This is a genomic window from Neobacillus phoenicis, from assembly GCF_047302305.1.
Classification (GTDB): domain Bacteria; phylum Bacillota; class Bacilli; order Bacillales; family Cytobacillaceae; genus Neobacillus.
This window is the reverse complement of the sequence record NZ_CP154847.1, coordinates 1,251,121-1,268,277: the sequence shown is the minus strand read 5'-3', so window position 1 is coordinate 1,268,277 and position 17,157 is coordinate 1,251,121. Positions and strand designations below refer to the sequence as shown.

Annotated in this window: 17 protein-coding genes and 1 riboswitch; of the genes, 5 read left to right on the top strand and 12 right to left on the bottom strand. The window is 41.9% G+C overall.

Annotation, left to right across the window (positions count from 1 at the left end; all coding sequences use genetic code 11):
• From AA0X95_RS06670 to AA0X95_RS06640, 7 genes are all read right to left on the bottom strand, one after another.
• Positions 1-813 (bottom strand): UTP--glucose-1-phosphate uridylyltransferase, encoded by an 813-nt coding sequence (locus AA0X95_RS06670; RefSeq protein ID WP_413306912.1) that lies wholly within the window; start codon positions 811-813, stop codon positions 1-3.
• 155 nt (positions 814-968) lie between these two features.
• The gene (locus AA0X95_RS06665; RefSeq protein WP_413306909.1) at positions 969-1,571 is read right to left on the bottom strand and encodes a response regulator transcription factor; all 603 of its coding nucleotides are present in this window, start codon (positions 1,569-1,571) and stop codon (positions 969-971) included.
• Complete coding sequence (locus AA0X95_RS06660; protein WP_413309870.1) at positions 1,568-2,650, bottom strand: sensor histidine kinase; 1,083 nt, start codon at positions 2,648-2,650, stop codon at positions 1,568-1,570. Before AA0X95_RS06660 ends, AA0X95_RS06665 begins: the two co-directional genes overlap by 4 nt.
• Before the next feature lie 51 nt (positions 2,651-2,701).
• Positions 2,702-3,439 carry an ABC transporter permease gene (locus tag AA0X95_RS06655; protein ID WP_413306906.1) on the bottom strand — a complete coding sequence of 246 codons (738 nt, stop codon included), beginning with the start codon at positions 3,437-3,439 and terminating at the stop codon, positions 2,702-2,704.
• A complete protein-coding gene (locus AA0X95_RS06650; RefSeq protein WP_413306903.1) occupies positions 3,440-4,342 on the bottom strand; it encodes an ABC transporter ATP-binding protein in 903 nt (300 codons plus the stop codon).
• Positions 4,343-4,500: 158 nt separating this feature from the next.
• Positions 4,501-6,579: a glycoside hydrolase family 3 N-terminal domain-containing protein gene (locus AA0X95_RS06645; RefSeq protein WP_413306900.1), complete on the bottom strand. Its 2,079-nt coding sequence runs from the start codon at positions 6,577-6,579 to the stop codon at positions 4,501-4,503.
• A gap of 474 nt (positions 6,580-7,053) precedes the next feature.
• A complete protein-coding gene (locus AA0X95_RS06640; RefSeq protein WP_413306897.1) occupies positions 7,054-7,197 on the bottom strand; it encodes a hypothetical protein in 144 nt (47 codons plus the stop codon).
• Between the two features lie 209 nt (positions 7,198-7,406).
• On the opposite strand from AA0X95_RS06640, the gene AA0X95_RS06635 reads away from it, so the two are divergent.
• The gene (locus AA0X95_RS06635; RefSeq protein ID WP_413306895.1) at positions 7,407-8,459 is read left to right on the top strand and encodes a multicopper oxidase domain-containing protein; all 1,053 of its coding nucleotides are present in this window, start codon (positions 7,407-7,409) and stop codon (positions 8,457-8,459) included.
• A gap of 46 nt (positions 8,460-8,505) precedes the next feature.
• On the opposite strand, the gene AA0X95_RS06630 is transcribed toward AA0X95_RS06635, so the two are convergent.
• Positions 8,506-8,685 carry a hypothetical protein gene (locus tag AA0X95_RS06630; protein WP_309859069.1) on the bottom strand — a complete coding sequence of 60 codons (180 nt, stop codon included), beginning with the start codon at positions 8,683-8,685 and terminating at the stop codon, positions 8,506-8,508.
• 50 nt (positions 8,686-8,735) lie between these two features.
• A riboswitch (cyclic di-GMP riboswitch) is annotated at positions 8,736-8,820 on the bottom strand.
• Positions 8,821-9,054: 234 nt separating this feature from the next.
• Between AA0X95_RS06630 and AA0X95_RS06625 the strand changes: the two genes are divergently transcribed.
• Positions 9,055-9,828, top strand: coding sequence for a D-alanyl-D-alanine carboxypeptidase family protein (locus AA0X95_RS06625; RefSeq protein ID WP_413306892.1), 774 nt, complete (start codon positions 9,055-9,057; stop codon positions 9,826-9,828).
• Between the two features lie 108 nt (positions 9,829-9,936).
• On the opposite strand, the gene AA0X95_RS06620 is transcribed toward AA0X95_RS06625, so the two are convergent.
• The 4 genes from AA0X95_RS06620 to AA0X95_RS06605 form a co-directional block, all read right to left on the bottom strand.
• Positions 9,937-11,115: a toxic anion resistance protein gene (locus AA0X95_RS06620; RefSeq protein ID WP_413306889.1), complete on the bottom strand. Its 1,179-nt coding sequence runs from the start codon at positions 11,113-11,115 to the stop codon at positions 9,937-9,939.
• Positions 11,112-11,768 (bottom strand): 5-bromo-4-chloroindolyl phosphate hydrolysis family protein, encoded by a 657-nt coding sequence (locus tag AA0X95_RS06615; protein WP_308082425.1) that lies wholly within the window; start codon positions 11,766-11,768, stop codon positions 11,112-11,114. The genes AA0X95_RS06620 and AA0X95_RS06615 overlap by 4 nt, the downstream gene beginning before the upstream one ends.
• Before the next feature lie 234 nt (positions 11,769-12,002).
• Positions 12,003-12,275 (bottom strand): hypothetical protein, encoded by a 273-nt coding sequence (locus AA0X95_RS06610; protein WP_413306886.1) that lies wholly within the window; start codon positions 12,273-12,275, stop codon positions 12,003-12,005.
• A gap of 492 nt (positions 12,276-12,767) precedes the next feature.
• Complete coding sequence (locus tag AA0X95_RS06605; RefSeq protein WP_413306884.1) at positions 12,768-13,154, bottom strand: VOC family protein; 387 nt, start codon at positions 13,152-13,154, stop codon at positions 12,768-12,770.
• Between the two features lie 211 nt (positions 13,155-13,365).
• Here AA0X95_RS06605 and AA0X95_RS06600 point away from each other — a divergent pair, with 211 nt between their 5' ends.
• From AA0X95_RS06600 to zupT, 3 genes are all read left to right on the top strand, one after another.
• Positions 13,366-14,754 carry a trypsin-like peptidase domain-containing protein gene (locus AA0X95_RS06600; RefSeq protein WP_413306881.1) on the top strand — a complete coding sequence of 463 codons (1,389 nt, stop codon included), beginning with the start codon at positions 13,366-13,368 and terminating at the stop codon, positions 14,752-14,754.
• A 226-nt stretch (positions 14,755-14,980) separates the two neighbouring features.
• Positions 14,981-15,916 carry a LytR family transcriptional regulator gene (locus AA0X95_RS06595; protein ID WP_413306879.1) on the top strand — a complete coding sequence of 312 codons (936 nt, stop codon included), beginning with the start codon at positions 14,981-14,983 and terminating at the stop codon, positions 15,914-15,916.
• 189 nt (positions 15,917-16,105) lie between these two features.
• Entirely contained in the window at positions 16,106-16,915 is an 810-nt protein-coding gene (gene zupT / locus AA0X95_RS06590; protein WP_413306876.1) for a zinc transporter ZupT, read from the top strand.
• Positions 16,916-17,157 lie beyond the last annotated feature (242 nt).

Genomic DNA, 17,157 nt, shown 5'->3' with positions numbered 1-17,157 from the left:
TTAATCCTCCCTTGGTCCACATAAATAGTTAATCAGTTTGATATACTCACTACTTTTGGCAATATCATAGCTTTGACCTTGTATCTCTAATGCATAGCTTGTATAATCCTTGGCCATCGCTTTAATGGCGTCTGTCAGTTGAATTTCTCCCCCTACACCAGGTGTGACGGTTTCAAGATAATGAAAGATGGGAGGATTAAAAATATATCGTCCGATTACAGCTAAATCTGACGGGGGTGATTGCTGTGGTTTTTCAACGATGTCCTTGATCGTGTATTCTTTTTCCCTTAGTGCTTGAGGGTGAATGACACCGTAGTTTTTTAATAGGGATGGGGCCGTCTTTTTGACGCCAACGACATTTCCCTTGTATTCTTTGAACATCTCAATTAACTGACTTAATGGTGGCTGCTTGTCAGAAAGGATAATCTCATCTGGTAGCAAAACTGCAAACGGTTCATCCCCTACAAAGTGTTTACCCAGTAGGATAGCGTCACCTAAACCGCGTGCATATGATTGCCTGACATATTGAAAATGTACATCTGGTAATATGATTTCTTTTAATAAATGACTCTTTCCCTTTTCCTCTAAATAAGTTTCCAGCTCCACCGACCGGTCATAGTAATCAAGAATCATATTTTTAGACCTCGACACCACAATTAGGATTTGCTCGATTCCTGATTTAATTGCCTCCTCGACAAGATAGTCAATTGCCGGTCTCCCGCAAATCGGAAGCATCTCCTTCGGTAGAACCTTCGTGATTGGCAGAGTTCTTGTTCCATACCCAGCAGCGGGTATAATTGCCTTTCGTACCATGTCCTTCCCTCCTTACGAACTAGTATTAATTTATTCTTGTCCCTATTTGAAGGAAGGTTGTCCACATTAGAAAGGGCGATAAATGGGTGGTTGTCCACAAATTAAGGGACAGTCCCCCAGTGCGTTAAAGCGCTGGGGGACTGTCCCCTCTTCTTTTAGAGCCATCCTTTTTTTTCGGCGATGGTTGCGGCTTCGGTTCGGTTTTTAGCGTCTAGTTTGTGAATGATTTCGGAGATGTAATTGCGGACAGTGCCGGAAGATAAATAGAGTTCAGCTGTGATTTCTTTTGTTGTTTTCCCTAAGGCTGCTAATCTTAGAATCTCTTGTTCTTTCGGGGTGAGCGGGTTTTCCTCCCGAATCACTGTAAATGCTAGTTCAGGGCTGAAAACACGTTTTCCAGAGATCACCTTACGAATGGCATCTGCCAGCTCGTCGATCTCTCCGTCTTTCAGCAAGTAGCCATGGACTCCGATCTTCACGGCCCGTTCGAAATATCCCGGTCGAGCAAACGTGGTTAAGATTATGATCTTACTGGAAGCCCCCCGGCGTGCGAGCTCCTCTGCCACCTCAAGACCGTTCATCACAGGCATCTCAATATCCATTAAGCAAACATCTGGCTTCAGCTCCAAAATTGCGGAAAGAGCATCTGCTCCATTCATCGACTGGCCCACAACCTTCATGTCAGCCTCTAATTCCAAGAGTGAGCCAAGCGCTCCCAACAACATGCGTTGGTCTTCTGCAATTAATAAACGAATCATCCCGCTGCCCCCTCTGCTTTTTTTATAATTGGCACCGTTATTTCCAAGATGGCACCATTATGGTTTGATAGAGTCAGTACACCCTCAACAAGCGCAAGCCTCTCTTCCATCCCCCGCAAACCATTCCCAAACACTCGACTAGTGCTTACACCCATCCCGTCATCACGGATGACAATGTTCATTTTTTCAGAAAAAAGCTTAATAGAAATGGAACAATGGGTAGCGCGGCTATGTTTCACGACATTGGTGGCAGCCTCCCGCACACACATGGCGATAATGTTTTGCGTGAAGGGAGAAATCGTTGAAAAATTAACCTCGCCATCGTACTGATAGGTAATTCCAGCCGCACGTAAAATTTGCTGTACTTGGATGAGCTCTTCTGCAATGGTCGACGCTCGCATATCCGATACCAACTCGCGCACCTGCTTGAGTGCAGCGCGGGAGGTGACCTCCATTTCCTTTGCCTCGTGACGGGCCCGTTCTGGATCAACCGCAGTCAACCGTTGAACAAGCTGGCTCTTTAATGTCAAAAGGGACAAGGTATGTCCGAGTGTATCATGAAGATCGCGGGCAATCCGCACTCGCTCCTCTCGCTTCACCAATTCCTCAATTTTCTGATTCGCTTTGTCGAGCGCTTTTTCCAGCTCCATTCTACGATTCATCGAACGAATGCCAAAAGGGGAGATCAGCATGATGATGAGAAACGGAATGAAGTAAATTAGCTCTTTGGTTGTAAAAAAGGTCCCCGTTTTGGTCACATGGACGATGAACGGAATGAGCTGAACACATACTAAGCTGATCAGCCCTCTCCTAAACACCCTCTTATCCTGATACCAGCCAATGAAATTCGCCGGGAAAAATCCTAAAAACATGTAGTTTAAGTGATAAAACAGACTAAAGGAAAACACAATCGCTAGTTGGACTGCTAGCCAGTAAGAGAAGCTTTTTTTCCCCATTAAAAAATAAAGCTGGCGGTACGTTACTAAGAAAAGCAGCACCATTAGATAGCCAATGAGCTGCTTCATTCCTGCTTCCTTTGTTAAATAGTAGATAGGAAACCCTAGATATATAAGAAACATATAAGGAAAGAATCCAAATTGTCTTGGAAAAATAGAGAAATTCACACCGCATCACACCACTTCTTGTTTTCTTCTAATATATTTCGATAGTAGCATGAATACGGCTAAGTAGGCGACTAAAATAAGAATATTTTTCCAATCAGGCAGATTACCACGGACAATCTCCCAGGCGCCGTTACCGAAATTGTAGGAAGGAAGCCATTTAGCGATCGATTGCATCATTTTAGGCATGACCTCCAGCGGCATCCATAAGCCCCCAGCCACAGCGAGTACCATGTAAATGACATTACTGATTCCGGCTGCTGTTTCTACTTTTTTCATCATGCCAATAAGTGTACCAATCGCTAGGAACGGCAGCGAGCCTAGCAAAATCCAGATACCGCTCATGATCCATTCCATGGCTGTTAAAGATACGTCATTAATTAGAGCACCGGCGATAAAAATAATCGTAATGGAAAAAAGGTGAATTACGCTCTGACCAATCATTTGCGCCGCAAAGTAGACGGTGTCAGATAGCGGCGTGATACGAATAAATGTGGACCAGCCTTGCGAGCGCTCCTGCACCATGCGGATACCGAGTGTCATCATGGATGAACCCATCACGCTGAATACAGTCATCGACATTAAGTAATGGGCTTGCCACTCGGTTTTGTTCGGCACATCCGAATTCACTAGGTTGGTAAAAATATAGTAAAAGATAATCGGCATAACGAGCGACCAAAAGACAAAATATCGATTTCTTAAAACCCTGATGATTTCGACTTTGCATTGCATTTGAAATGTTTTCATCTATATTGCCTCCTTTGTTTCGCTTGTCAGTTGCTCGAACGCTTCCTCTAGCTTTCCACGTTCAATTTGGATGTCATGTGCTCCTAATTTCTCTTGAAAAATTAGTTCCAACACCTGATCCGTATTAGATGTTTGCACGTAAACCCGGTTATTTTTTCGATAGATATCATCAATTTCACTGTGCTGATACAATGGCTCCAATGAGCGTTCAGGATCCACCATAAAGGAAACAGATTGCTTGGAGATTCTCGCTTTGATTTGTGTCGGTGTTCCATCAGCGACGATGGAGCCGTCTTTAAAAAGAAGAATCCGGTCTGACGCATCATCTGCTTCTTGAAGGTAATGAGTGGAAAAAATAATCGTTTTTCCTTGTGCCGCCAACATCCGGACGGTTTGCCAAAAACGGTTTCTCGCTGTTATATCCATGCCGACGGTTGGTTCATCAAAGATGATCAGTTCTGGATTTCCCGCAAGTGCGAGTGCAAAGCTTAAGCGTCGCTTTTGTCCTCCCGACAATTTTTCGGCCCTCGTTTTTAAATCCTGATCGGTGAGGCCAGTCAGCTGGATGAGTTTCTCCATCGGAAGCGGCTCTGGGTAATAGCTGCGGATTAGCGCGAGGATTTCGCGTACCTTCAGTCCTGGCATGACACTAACTTCTTGAAGCATAGTACCGATTTTTTCACGGACCTGCTTTTCGTGCGGTTGGCGGTTAAAAAGGGTTATCTCTCCTGATGTTGGCTTGAGTAAGCCTAGAATCATAGAGATGGTGGTTGTTTTCCCGGCGCCATTTGGACCAAGTATGGCCACTACTTCTCCTTTTCCAATCGTAAAGCTCACATCGTTAACTGCCTTTTTATGTTGAAATGACTTTGTCACATTCGTTAAGCGTAAAATTTCATTCATTTTCGAACACCTCCTGCTTTCTTGATATCATTGTACGATTCGAAGGTGGGAGATTTTAGTAAGGAATGTCACCAAAATGAGATGACAAATGTCATTAAAATACAAAAAGAGGGACAGTCCCCCGGCGCTTTAGTGCAGCGGGGGACTGTCCCTCTTTCTTAATAATTTAATCCATGGCCGTAGCCGTATAATACGCTTCCGTCTTGGTTGTAGATGGTCACTGGTAGTTTTCCTGTTGGCTGGTTTTCACCGAAAATGGTGTTTGCTTCTGCTTCGAAGCTCGCAGGTTTGAAGCCATACTGGACAAGATAGGCTCCCACTGTTGGATAGGACATGATGTCATATGGATTTCGTGCACTTACTGCCACAACAGGAATGCCTGTCGCAATCAGCTGGTTTGTCATCACCATTTGATCGGCTGTAGGTGCACGGCCACCTATTGAAAAAGTAGACGTTCCGGCAATGATATATTTAGCATCTTTCACTTGGTTGAGCTGCGCAGCTGTCAGTTGCTTTGAAGTATTGATATAAATTACATTTCCATGATGCTTTTTCACTTCGTCAGCGAGTAAATTCATAGAGAAGTTAGAACCTCCGACAACTGCAATCTTATCTCCACTTGCTGGGTTAAGCGGAAGCACGCTATCATTTTTCACTAGCGTGATCGATTGGGCGGCTGCTTCCTTTTCTATAGCCTTATGTTCAGCAGAACCGACTATTTTCATCGCATTTGCTACCTTCTCATCCAAGCTCTTTTCTTCCTCGGCCTTCACGATCCCTCGATTTAGTTTCAATGTTAAAATGCGCTCAACTGATTGATCCAGTCTGTCCGTTGAAATATCGCCTGCATTCACAGCCTTATATATCCCATTCGCGACTTCAGCCACTCCAACCGGCATCAAAAGAATGTCTGTACCCGCCTGAACCGCACGAATCGCAGCATCTACCGGACCAAAATGTGTTGAAATGGCTCCCATGTTCATGGCGTCCGTCACAATGACTCCCTTATAATCCATTTCTTCACGCATTAATCCCGTTAATACTTTTTTAGATAAGGTTGCGGGCACCGCAATTTCTGAGCCATCCGCTTTCGAAATAGCTTTTGTATCATCTATTTTAGGAAAAGTAACGTGTGCCGTCATGATGGCGTCAATTCCAGCATCCATAGCCTGTTGAAATGGTACTAATTCCACCTTTTTCAAACGCTCCATATCATGCGGCACTTCCGCAATGCCTAAATGCGAATCCACCGAGGTGTCTCCGTGTCCTGGAAAGTGCTTCGCAGTAGCAGCCGTTCCCGTTTGGTGAAGACCGTTAATATAGGCATTGCCTAATTTCCCGACTAACTCTGGATTTTCCCCGAATGAACGAACTCCGATGACCGGATTATCCGGATTCATATTTACATCTAAAACAGGTCCAAAATTCATATTAATACCTAATGCATCCAGTTCTTCGCCGATTGCTTTGCCGACTTTTTCAGCTAGTTCCTCAGAGCGTGCAGCGCCAAGTGCCATGTTCCCCGGAAAATCGGTTCCTGTTTGTAGACGTGTGACAATCCCACCCTCTTGGTCAATGGAAATCAGCATCCCGTATTTTTCGGATGCCTCTTGATAAGCACTAACCAGTTTGGTGGTTTGGTCAGCTGTTACCGTATTTTCCCGAAATAAAATGACTCCACCAAGGTGATAATCTTTTACCAGTTGAGCAATTTCAGGCTTCATTTCCGTAACATCCACGTTATTCCATTTGCGGAAATCCGGCATCAGCATTTGCCCCACTTTTTCCTCCATCGTCATTTGCTTCAATGCCCGGCCTATAAGGTTATAGCGGGAGCCTTTTTCTTTTTTCACGAGAATTTGATTTTCCTTATATTGAATGGAAATTCGATCACAATATCTTCCGTCGCTGACAGAAATAAAGCTTTTCCCCTTGTGTCCTTTGAGCGTAACTAACCCATCTTTAGTAACGGATGCTACCTTTTTATTGGACGATTTCCACGTTAGGTTGGAAGCTAACATAAAGCGGCCATCCTCATACACATGCAAAGGGTTTAATTTGATTTGTTTGTCTTTTACCTCTCTTGTTACTTGCGGTACATTTAGGTCAATATTTAAATCCTTTACCTTTGACTCCTGTGCTTCTGCGTTTCCTGCTCCAATCAGGGGCACACTTGATAAAATGAGTACAACAACGATTATTGCAAAAAGGTACTTCTTTCTTATAAATAGACTCATGAAACCTCTCCCTTATTTAATTTTTATAAAATAAAAAGTGTGTTTGGTCCTTGATGTAGGTGTTGAATGAATACATTTGAAGGTCTATGGTGGAATAAATAATTGAGGTTAAAACGGTATAAGAAAATCATATTAAATTCATTATTAAACGTCCATGCCGCTTTTGGCCTAATCGGATAGTCACAACACCTAATGAATGAATTCACAGGTCTATCCACAGTTTTATACTAAATATCCACATAACAACAATGGTTATCAACAGAAAAATCATAATTGTCCACATTCACCAACAATTCTATCCACAATAATGTAGATAATTAAGTGAAAATTGGTACTTATTCAACTTCTATCCACAACTTTTAATGTGGATATCCCCGAAAATTCAGACTTATTCACAAGTTTATCCTACTTACCCACAATGATAGGAGTATAGTCAAAGGACCTAATTAACCCTAACCAGGCCCTTCACAATTGTTACTCTACTAGTTCCTTTTTATCAGTCCTGGTGGAATCTGATTTTTCAACAATCTCTTTAAGCTCCCCTTCATCGCCTTTAGCGTTGATGATTTCAAAAATTTGATTTAGCCCTTCACTTGTTTTGTCACCCTTATTTTTCATGTAAAAGTCCCTCCTTTTATGTATAGAGTATCCATTCACTAGTGGGATTATTTAGCATTAACACAGTGCTAATACGAGTTTGCTCACCAATTCACAAAACGTTCACTATCAAATGTGGATTGAGTGATTATTATCACTAGGGGGTTTTTTCCAAGAAGTAAAATGAAAGCGTAGACAAAACAATTAGGGGATAAATGGAGGAGATTTAAATGAGTAAGATCGCAAAATTTGCAGCAATTCTGGTTTCTTCTGTCATGTTAGTAAGTGCCTGTGGTAAAACAGATTCTACAAGTGAAAAAGTAGTAAAAGACGAAGCAAGTAAGAAAAACGTTTCACAAGTTTTCGGACCCCATGAGAATTTAAATCAGAAACCAACTCCTATAAAAATAACTCGCATCGGTGAACATGAAGTAAATGTGGAAATGACTGCTCAAATCACTGATATTGAAATTTCAAAAGGCGATATGTATAAAGCATGGACGTTTAATGGCGAAGCACCTGGGCCAGTCATTGTTGTCAACCAGGGGGATAAAATTAATTTTACCTTAAAAAACATAGACCCATCCATTCCACATAGCATGGATATGCACGCAGTACATGCCGCACCATCTACCGATTTTGCTAATGTTATGCCAAACCAAACGGGAACGTTTAGCTACCCGGCTGATAACCCAGGGGTGTTCATGTATCATTGTGGAACGAAACCCGTTCTCTCACATATTGCTAATGGTATGCATGGTACGATTATCGTCAAACCGAATACAGGTTACCCAACGGATGGTGATGTTGACCGCGAATTCGTTATTGTTCAGAATGAATGGTATAAATACAATGACTTGAATGACTTTACAAATGGCACACCCAAATATGTTGTTTTTTCAGCTAAAGCTTTAAAAGATGGGGATACCAATACAAACGGTACAGTTGGGGCCCTTGTTGACAAACCACTGCTTGCAAAAGTGGGGGATAAAGTACGGTTCTATGTGATGAACGTCGGGCCGAATGAAGTTAGCAGCTTCCATGTTGTCGGTACCCTTTTTGATGATGTGTACATGGACGGAAATCCGTATAACCGAATGAAAGGAATGCAAACCATCCTGCTTGCAGCAAGTGGCGGAGCGGTTGTGGAATTTACAGTAACAAAAGAAGGCAGCTATCCATTCGTTACCCATCAGTTCAATCATGCGACAAAAGGCGCTGTTGGGGTGCTAAAGGTGACCAAAGACGGCCATGATGATGGAAGTGAAACAATGTCTCATTAAAAATATTTAAAGCCTAGGCTACGGGAGCCTAGGCTTTACTTTTTAATCACAGTGGCAACGCCTGCATCTTGGAAACAAGCTCCAATGCCTTACTATAGTGATACGTTGCTTTTACCTTAAGTTTCATTTTTAACTCTGCACATAGGCAATCCTGTTGCAGTAGTTCGTTGTGACGGTGTTGGAATAAATGATAATAGTACATACCCTTCATCAACAATTTTAACACATGAAAACCTCCTCAATTGTGGTTTACATAAATCGACGGAGTAAGTCGTGTTCGGTAACTGGCTGGCATTGTCTAAAAACAGTAGCCCCTTTAGTTTTGCGTCACCATTTTTCAATGGTTTTGCCGTTTCGTACGATTTATGTGTTTATAAAAATCATAAGCAACATAATTATTTTAAAAAAGAGTCTTTAGACCTATATATTGGGACAAATTACTAATTCAATCTAATAAAAGTATAAAACATGGGTAAACAGAAAAATAATTCATGATCGAGCTTATGTGGACAGAATGGATGAAGGACGTTTTAAAGTCTGTTAACGTGTCCATGATGGTGAATGAAGTGAATTCTTTTATAAAAGGACGTTTGCCATGTCAAAATTGAAAGTTACCATTGTATCTTTAATTATTTTGGTTTTTGTCGTTGCTGGCTGCTCATTGAAAAATCATTTTTCGCAAAATGACGAGGAAAAGTGGAATAATCAACCAACTATAAGTGCAAATAAGTCTGCAAGGAAAAAAAAGAGTGTCCATCCTGATGATGAGGCTCTTCAAGTGGTCTCCACACCTGAAGCCATTCCTGTTTTAATCAATAAGAACCATACACTTCCTGATGGTTATAGGCCAACCGATTTAGTCTATCCAGATATTCCATTTACGTTTGAAAAAAAGACAGAGAAACGAAAATTGCGTGAAAAAGCAGCGGACGCCATTGAAAATTTGTTTTCTGGGGCAAAAAAGGATGGCGTTGATCTTCTTGGTGTTTCTGCTTACAGGTCTCATGAGGCCCAAACCGTTTTATTCAATTATTACGTGAGTTTAGATGGATACGAAGCAGCCCGAACCTATAGTGCAATTCCAGGGACTAGTGAACATGAGACAGGACTTGCCATCGATGTGACCGGAGGTGACGGAAAATGCGCAGCAGAGGATTGCTTCGCGGGAACACCGGAGGCCGAGTGGCTCGAAAAGCATTCGGCTGAGTACGGCTTCATCATCCGCTACCCGAACGGCAAAGACGATGTAACTGGCTACAAATATGAACCCTGGCACCTTCGCTACGTCGGAAAATCCATCGCCAAACAAATCATGAATAGTGGCATCACCCTTGAAGAATACCTAAAAGCAACCCCGGTCAATAACTAATTGCCGGTGTCATTGCGAGGGTTAGGCACCAGAGAATGACAGTGTCCACGAGTGGTGCCGGACACCCTAAGCCAAAAACACCCCGCTGTGGTAAGCAGCGGGGTGTTTTTATTTGCCCTTGATTTCTAGTAGTTTGAGGCGAAGGTCGTTTTCCATGTTTGCTAGTTCTTGTTCAGCGAGGCGGCGCTTATGGCGACCTTCTTCCTGTATTCGCATCGTTTCTTCTAGCGTGGAAATCAAGTTTTCTTGGGTTTTCTTCAAGGTTTCGATATCAACGAGACCACGCTCGTTTTCTTTTGCTGTTTCAATGGTATTGGTCTTAAGCATTTCTGCATTTTTCAACAGCAGCTCATTGGTTGTTTTCGATACTTGCTTTTGTGCCTCAACTGCATGGCGCTGGCGAATCAATGTCAATGCGATGGCTACTTGATTTTTCCATAAAGGAATTGCCGTCATGATCGACGATTGAATTTTTTCAACAAGCGCTTGGTTTGTATTTTGAATCAGCCTAATTTGCGGCGCACTTTGAATCGTGATTTCTCGGCTTAATTTCAAATCATACAGACGTTTATCCAGACGGTCTGCAAACTGAATCATGTCGTTCACTTCTTGAAACTTCATTTGGTCATTTGTCGCTTCCGCCGCTTTTTTCAACTGCGGGATGGTTTTTGTCTGCATCTCTTCTAGCTTAATTTCTCCTGCAGCAATATACACATTTAGCGCATGGAAATATTCTTTATTGGTCTCATAGAGCTGTTCAAGCAGCTTGATATCCGATAAAAGAACATTTTTACTACGATCGAGCTTCACACTAATCCGGTCTATTTGCGCCCCTGTTTTCTGATACTTGGATAACACCTCTTGCAGCGATCCGGAAATTTTCCCAAACATCCTTGCAAACAAGGAGGGCTTCCCATCCTTTAATTCATCCGGATTCACCTCATTCAATCGCTTCATCAAGTCATTGATGATATCCCCGATTTCGCCGACATCCTTTTTCTGAACATGCTCAAGCATAGTATGTGAGAAGGACAACAGCTTACCTTGCGCCTGGGTTCCGTACTGAATCATTGCTTGATGGTTAGTCGGATCAATTTGTTCCGCAATCTGGTAGGCCTTGGCCCGATGCTCCGCTGGAATTACATCAATTAATTTGACTGGCTTGGCGTCACTGGACTGCTGGACTGGCTGTTTAGCGAGCTCCACTTGGTCACCAAACGGGTCTGCTAGAATATCATCTAGCAAATTTCCACTTTTATTTAAATCCATTGGGTTGTTTTCACTCATTTTTTCCACCTATTTTCTTCAGGAAATTTAGCATCTTTTTGCTTATTAATCGAATGCTTGGCAACATCAATTTCAAAGTTCAATGTATCAATATCATCGGAGATCACATGATATAAATCCTCTTCCAGCACCTTTGTCAGTTCATTTAAAGTTCTACGTGTTTCGATAAGGGACTGCCCCATCTCCATGTTTTGTTTGGGTTGGGAGGAAAGAAAGCTGTATTTTTCAGTAAGCTCGACAACAGAGTCTAAATGAGAAAAATAAAATTGCTCCGCTTGGTAAAAACGCTTCGGTTCCTTCATCGTCATCTTCTGGATCTTCTTTGTAATCCGTAAAATATCAATTCTTTGTTTCACAGAGGACAGGTCCCGAATGGAAAAGAGGTTTTTATTTAAGCGATTAATTTTCCGTTTCGCCTCTGATAGGTTTTTCAAAATATAGCGATATTCCTTTCTAGACAGCTGATGCTTTTTTAAAAAGCGGATGTTCTGAAAAAACGCCAGGACCACATGGGTAAGGATTCCACCCAGGATAGCAAAAAACGTGGATGCCCAAAATCCTTGGCCTAGTGGGATGTAGCATATAAGCCATGTGAGTACTGTAATAGGGATAGCTACGAACGAGCGGACAATTAACGATAATATTGGATTCATAATAGATCGACTCCTGACTAATATCCTTTTTATTCATACGAATAAAAGTAAATGAATGTTTCATTTACTTTAAAAAAACGTATTCAAAAGAAAGATATTTCCATTTATTACTTCAACAATACATGAAAAAGTTCCTGCCTGCCATGGACTACAAACGGAAAGAAATCTAAGTCTTAAGACGTATTTTTCATTTATGGGCCTTTACCCAAGAAAGTATAGAAAAAGATACATAGGCTAATGGATAAAGAAAAAGAGGAGAGTGAGGAATGATGTATCATCCTTATCACATGCCCGTCCCACATCTAACCCCTTTGTTAAGACAACACGGAGGTCACCACCATTCTGGCAACTCATCTCATCAAAGCAATCAGCAGCATTACCAAAGTGGTGGCGGTCAGGATCATCATGGAAGTCCTTCACAACATTGGTACCCGCCACAACATGGAAGTCAGCCACATCATGGTGGTTCATCCTACCATGGGAACCAGTTTCATCACGACTATCCATCTCACCACGGAGACCATCACAATTAAGGACATCACCCTGATTCCGGCCTTGGCCTGGGGCAATTAGGAGCAGGGCTCCTAGGTCTCGGATTAGGCTATTTAGGTTCGGGGCTTCTAGGCGGAGGTGCGCCTGGTTATGGCGGATATGGGCCTGGGCAGGGATATTATGGATATAGTCCAGGTGTAGGAAATCTGGGGGGTGTTGGGGTCCCTCCTCTAGCAGGGATAGGCTCTACTGCGCCTTTCGGCGGATATCCTGGGTTAGGGATAGGTACCCCAGGTTATCCTGGAGCGGGAACTGGCCCACTAAATCCCTATGGCCCCTATCCCCCAAACCCGAATGTCGGCGGATACGGCACCTGGTCCCCACATGAATACGGTATTCCAGGTGTCAGGCACCACTCGTGAACAGATGTCCACCCCCGAGGGACTACACATATCAAATAAGAAGCAGGTGATCCACTTGAGATCCCTGCTTCTTATTCGTAAACGCTTATCGCTCATAAAATTCGATCGGTAATCCATCAGGATCAGCGAAAAATGTAAATTTCTTGTTCGTCAATTCATCTATACGGATAGGTTCAACCGTGATTTGATGGCTTTCCAAATAGGAAACAGCGCTCTCCATATTCTCAACTTCAAACGCAAGATGTCTTAATCCAGCCGCTTCTGGATAACTTGGTCGTGACGGCGGATTGGGGAAGGAAAACAACTCAATCTGATAGTGACCATTGACTTCTAAATCAAGTTTATAGGATTTTCGCTCCTCCCGATAGACTTCACTAATAGGCCTTAGCCCCAAAATTCGCACATAGAAATCCTTTGACCGCTCATAGTCCGAACAAATCACTGCAATATGATGGATTTTTGTAATTTTCATATACCCACAACCTTAAATTATAATGACTAGAAAAAATGCCCTATATCCAATACTCATCTTATCCTAGATATTTGATAAAAAGTAGTAGAATTTTCCGTTTTTATAATTATATGAATTCTCATAAAATTTTAATGTACAATATTACCTTTCACTCATATTCGAATATATTGCAGAGTGCATCGTAAATTTCGATTAAGAGGTGAATTGTATTTTGAAGAAAAGGGCCCTTTTTACCATACCTTTAAGCTTAATCCTCATAGCAGTAATTGTTACCTCCTTCTTCCTAATAAATATCAAACCAGCGGCGGGCAACATTGCTCAAGCGCAAAAGTTAGCTGAATACACGAAACCGGCTGTTGTTCGGATTCTTGATTACGCAGTTGTAGAATGGCAGTTTAATAATCCAAATGATCCTGAGGTTATGGCCATTTTGGAGCAGTTAAACTATCAATCGGTTCTTGGTGGTTCCGGTTCTGGCGGAATTATTAGCTCTGATGGCTATATCGTAACAAATGCTCATGTAGTAGAAACGACGCAAATGAAGGACGAAGACATTGCCAATGCCGCCTTTGAACAGCTTGTTGGAATTATGGCAGACTATTTTAAAGTGGATTATGATACCGCCTATGAATATATGCTGAACTACACACAATACACAGGTGTGAAAAAGGTATTGAAGGTTATTTTACCAGGTGGAGACGTCCTTGATGGCGAAGTGAAGAGCTACGGTGCTCCAATTAATGAAGGTAAAGATGTCGCCGTTTTAAAAATTGAAGGGAAAAACTTACCTACTCTACCACTCGGAAACTCTGACAATATCCAAAACCAAGACAATATTTGGGTCATCGGTTACCCGGCAGCGGCAGATTCTGATTTGCTGTCACCAGACTCCTCTCTAGTTTCTTCTATGAATGCAGGACAAATTTCTGCTACTTCAAAAAAGACAGACCAAGGAAGTCCGGTCATTCAAATTAATGCTGCAGCCACTCATGGAAATAGCGGTGGCCCTGTTATTAATGACAAGGGCGAAATTATTGGGTTGCTTACCTTTAGAGGAGATACAGTAAACGGTCAGGAAGTGCAGGGCTTTAACTTTGCCGTACCAGTTAACACGGTGAAGGAATTTGTGAACCAGGCTGGTGTAAGAAATACGAAGAGTGAAACAGATAAACTGTACCAGGAAGGCTTAGAATTATACTGGGGCGGCTATTATAAGCATGCTTTAGAGAAATTTGAGGCAGTGCAGCGGATTTATCCAAATCACTCTGAAATCAAGCAGTATATTGCCAATGCCGAGAAGAAGGTCGATAGCAGTAAAACATTATGGTCTGATTACTCGACAATCTTCTATATTGTTGATGGTGTGGCAGGATTGCTTATTCTTGTACTATTGGTGTTTACCTTTGCCTTTAGACCGAAAAATACGAATGTAACTCTAGCGGGTGCTGGACCAACACCACCATTGCCTGGTAACGGCGGCTTAACTGACCTCAATGGCGATGGAAAAATTGATGTTCAAGATATCCTCCATGCCTTACAGGAACAACAACGAAAACAAAACAAAGACAACAATAACAATAATCATAACAATTGGCAGTAAGAAAGTAGACTCGTAGAGGTAGCTTTGGGTACATTTGCGAGGGCCTTAATAGATGATGGAGGTGCAGTTAAACCTGCACCTCCTTTTCTTTTAATAAAATATAATGAACAATGGATTTTTTTATGATAGGTGTTACAATAGAATAAAAAGCACTTTATATCGCACGATTATAAATTTTCTCTCCTTAGAAAAAGACATAACATCTTACATATTTGGGGGTTTTTTCATGCGTAATGTTCGTTATAAAGAAAATAAAAAGAAAAAGTGGTTAAAGGTAACAGGAATAATCCTATTTTCACTTGTAATTGCGGGAGGTGCTTATGCTTTTACCGTGTATAAGTCACTGAAGACTGCGGTGGTAACAATGCATCAGCCCGTCGAGCGGAAAATACAAGTCATAAGGCAAGAGCCCGTCGTCTTTGAGGAAAAAGATCCTTTCTCAGTCTTAATGCTTGGAGTCGATGAGCGGGAAGGTGACAAAGGACGATCTGATACGATTATCGTTCTGACTGTCAATCCAAATACGAATTCCGTAAAGATGCTTAGTATCCCACGTGACACACGGACGGAAATAGTTGGGAAAGGTACCGAGGATAAGATTAACCATGCCTATGCTTTTGGTGGTGTTCCCATGTCCATGGACACCGTAGAGAAATTTCTCAATATCCCGATTGACTATTACATCCAAATAAATATGGAAGGGTTTCAGGATATTGTTGATGCTGTTGGGGGCGTAACCGTTCAAAATGATTTAGATTTTACCCAAAATGACTTTCATTTTGCAAAGGGAAAAATAACTTTAAACGGAGAACAGGCGCTAAGTTTTTCAAGAATGCGCTATGAGGACCCACGAGGTGACTTTGGAAGGCAATCCAGACAACGCCAAATCATCCAAGCGGTAATTAATGAAGGAATGAGTATGTCCAGCCTAACCAACTTTTCGGATATTTTCACTGCTCTTGGAAAAAATATCAGAACCAATCTTACCTTTGAGCAAATGGTAGATATCAAAAAGAACTATAGAAACGCTGGAAAAAACATTGAACAAATGGAAATAAAAGAAACCGGAACGATGATTAATAAAATCTACTATGGTTTGGTTTCACCAGAAGAAAAACAAAGAATTCAAACAGAATTGAAACAACAATTAGAATTGCAATAGAAGTTCCATAGCGTTGCAGGCTGGCTCATAAAGAGTCAGCCTTTTTTGGTTAGTGTAAGGTTGTTTTTCTTTCCTGCCCCTTTGTTGCTTGCAGGAAACATTTCTGTGTTCGTGCATATAAAAATATAGCTGAAAATGGAAAGTTCATTAGGATTTTCTAATAAATACCTAAGAGGGAGAGAATCGAAGGTGACTGAAAATCTGTTGTTGGCATTCGGATTAACGTTATTTGCTGGCCTTGCAACCGGGATTGGGAGCATTCTTGCATTCTTCACATCCCATACCAATACAAAATTCCTATCGGTAACCCTTGGATTTTCTGCAGGTGTGATGATTTATGTATCTATGATTGAAATCTTTGTTAAAGCAAAGGTTGCCCTTGTTAACGCCTTAGGCTTGGGACCAGGCAGCTGGATAACAGTTGGTGGATTTTTTGGCGGCATGCTGCTGATTGCCAGTATCGATAAGTTTATTCCTAAACAAAGCAATCCCCATGAATTGAAGACGGTTGAAGATATGAATAGTCCTACCAGTCCAGGTAAAAAAACAGATTTATTAAAAATGGGGACTTTTACTGCCTTGGCTATTGGTATTCACAACTTTCCGGAGGGTATCGCCACCTTCACTTCTGCTTTACAAGACCCGGCGCTCGGTATTGCCATCGCTGTTGCCATTGCCATCCACAATATTCCGGAAGGCATTGCCGTGTCTGTTCCCGTTTATTTCGCAACTGGTGACAAAAAAAGGGCCTTTAAGCTTTCCTTCCTATCTGGTTTATCAGAGCCAATTGGCGCCTTAGCGGCCTATCTATTCTTAATGCCTTTTCCAAATGACATTATGTTCGGGATTATTTTTGCTGCAGTTGCGGGCATCATGGTTTTCATCTCCCTCGACGAATTACTTCCGGCGGCCAAAAGATATGATGAAGCCCATTTATCCATCTATGGTCTAATTGGTGGGATGGCCGTTATGGCTCTTAGCTTATTACTATTTATCTAGCAAACAGTCACAGCGGAAACATCCGAGCAGCAACCGCCCAAATCTGGCCAAAGAGACTTCTTCTATTTGCCGGTCGGGCACTTTTTCCTTTAGCTCGGGCATTAGAACCTTCTTCTATTTACCGGCCGGGCTTCTTTCCATTGGGTCGGGACATAAACAACTAATATCAAAGACTGTTACAAATTTTATGCTTTTCTTACCTTTTTGCTCTGTTATCAATCATTGTTGTTTTCGTGTAGGTA

Coding starts and splice junctions, on each gene's coding strand:
- AA0X95_RS06635 (WP_413306895.1), top strand. CDS start 7,407: ATGAGTAAGATCGCAAAATTTGCAGCAATTCTGGTTTCTTCTGTCATG.
- AA0X95_RS06605 (WP_413306884.1), bottom strand. CDS start 13,154: ATGAAAATTACAAAAATCCATCATATTGCAGTGATTTGTTCGGACTAT.
- AA0X95_RS06670 (WP_413306912.1), bottom strand. CDS start 813: ATGGTACGAAAGGCAATTATACCCGCTGCTGGGTATGGAACAAGAACT.
- AA0X95_RS06645 (WP_413306900.1), bottom strand. CDS start 6,579: ATGAGTCTATTTATAAGAAAGAAGTACCTTTTTGCAATAATCGTTGTT.
- AA0X95_RS06650 (WP_413306903.1), bottom strand. CDS start 4,342: ATGAATGAAATTTTACGCTTAACGAATGTGACAAAGTCATTTCAACAT.
- AA0X95_RS06660 (WP_413309870.1), bottom strand. CDS start 2,650: ATGTTTCTTATATATCTAGGGTTTCCTATCTACTATTTAACAAAGGAA.
- AA0X95_RS06610 (WP_413306886.1), bottom strand. CDS start 12,275: ATGGATAGTCGTGATGAAACTGGTTCCCATGGTAGGATGAACCACCAT.
- AA0X95_RS06655 (WP_413306906.1), bottom strand. CDS start 3,439: ATGAAAACATTTCAAATGCAATGCAAAGTCGAAATCATCAGGGTTTTA.
- AA0X95_RS06665 (WP_413306909.1), bottom strand. CDS start 1,571: ATGATTCGTTTATTAATTGCAGAAGACCAACGCATGTTGTTGGGAGCG.
- AA0X95_RS06615 (WP_308082425.1), bottom strand. CDS start 11,768: ATGAATCCAATATTATCGTTAATTGTCCGCTCGTTCGTAGCTATCCCT.
- AA0X95_RS06620 (WP_413306889.1), bottom strand. CDS start 11,115: ATGAGTGAAAACAACCCAATGGATTTAAATAAAAGTGGAAATTTGCTA.
- AA0X95_RS06595 (WP_413306879.1), top strand. CDS start 14,981: ATGCGTAATGTTCGTTATAAAGAAAATAAAAAGAAAAAGTGGTTAAAG.
- AA0X95_RS06640 (WP_413306897.1), bottom strand. CDS start 7,197: ATGAAAAATAAGGGTGACAAAACAAGTGAAGGGCTAAATCAAATTTTT.
- AA0X95_RS06625 (WP_413306892.1), top strand. CDS start 9,055: ATGTCAAAATTGAAAGTTACCATTGTATCTTTAATTATTTTGGTTTTT.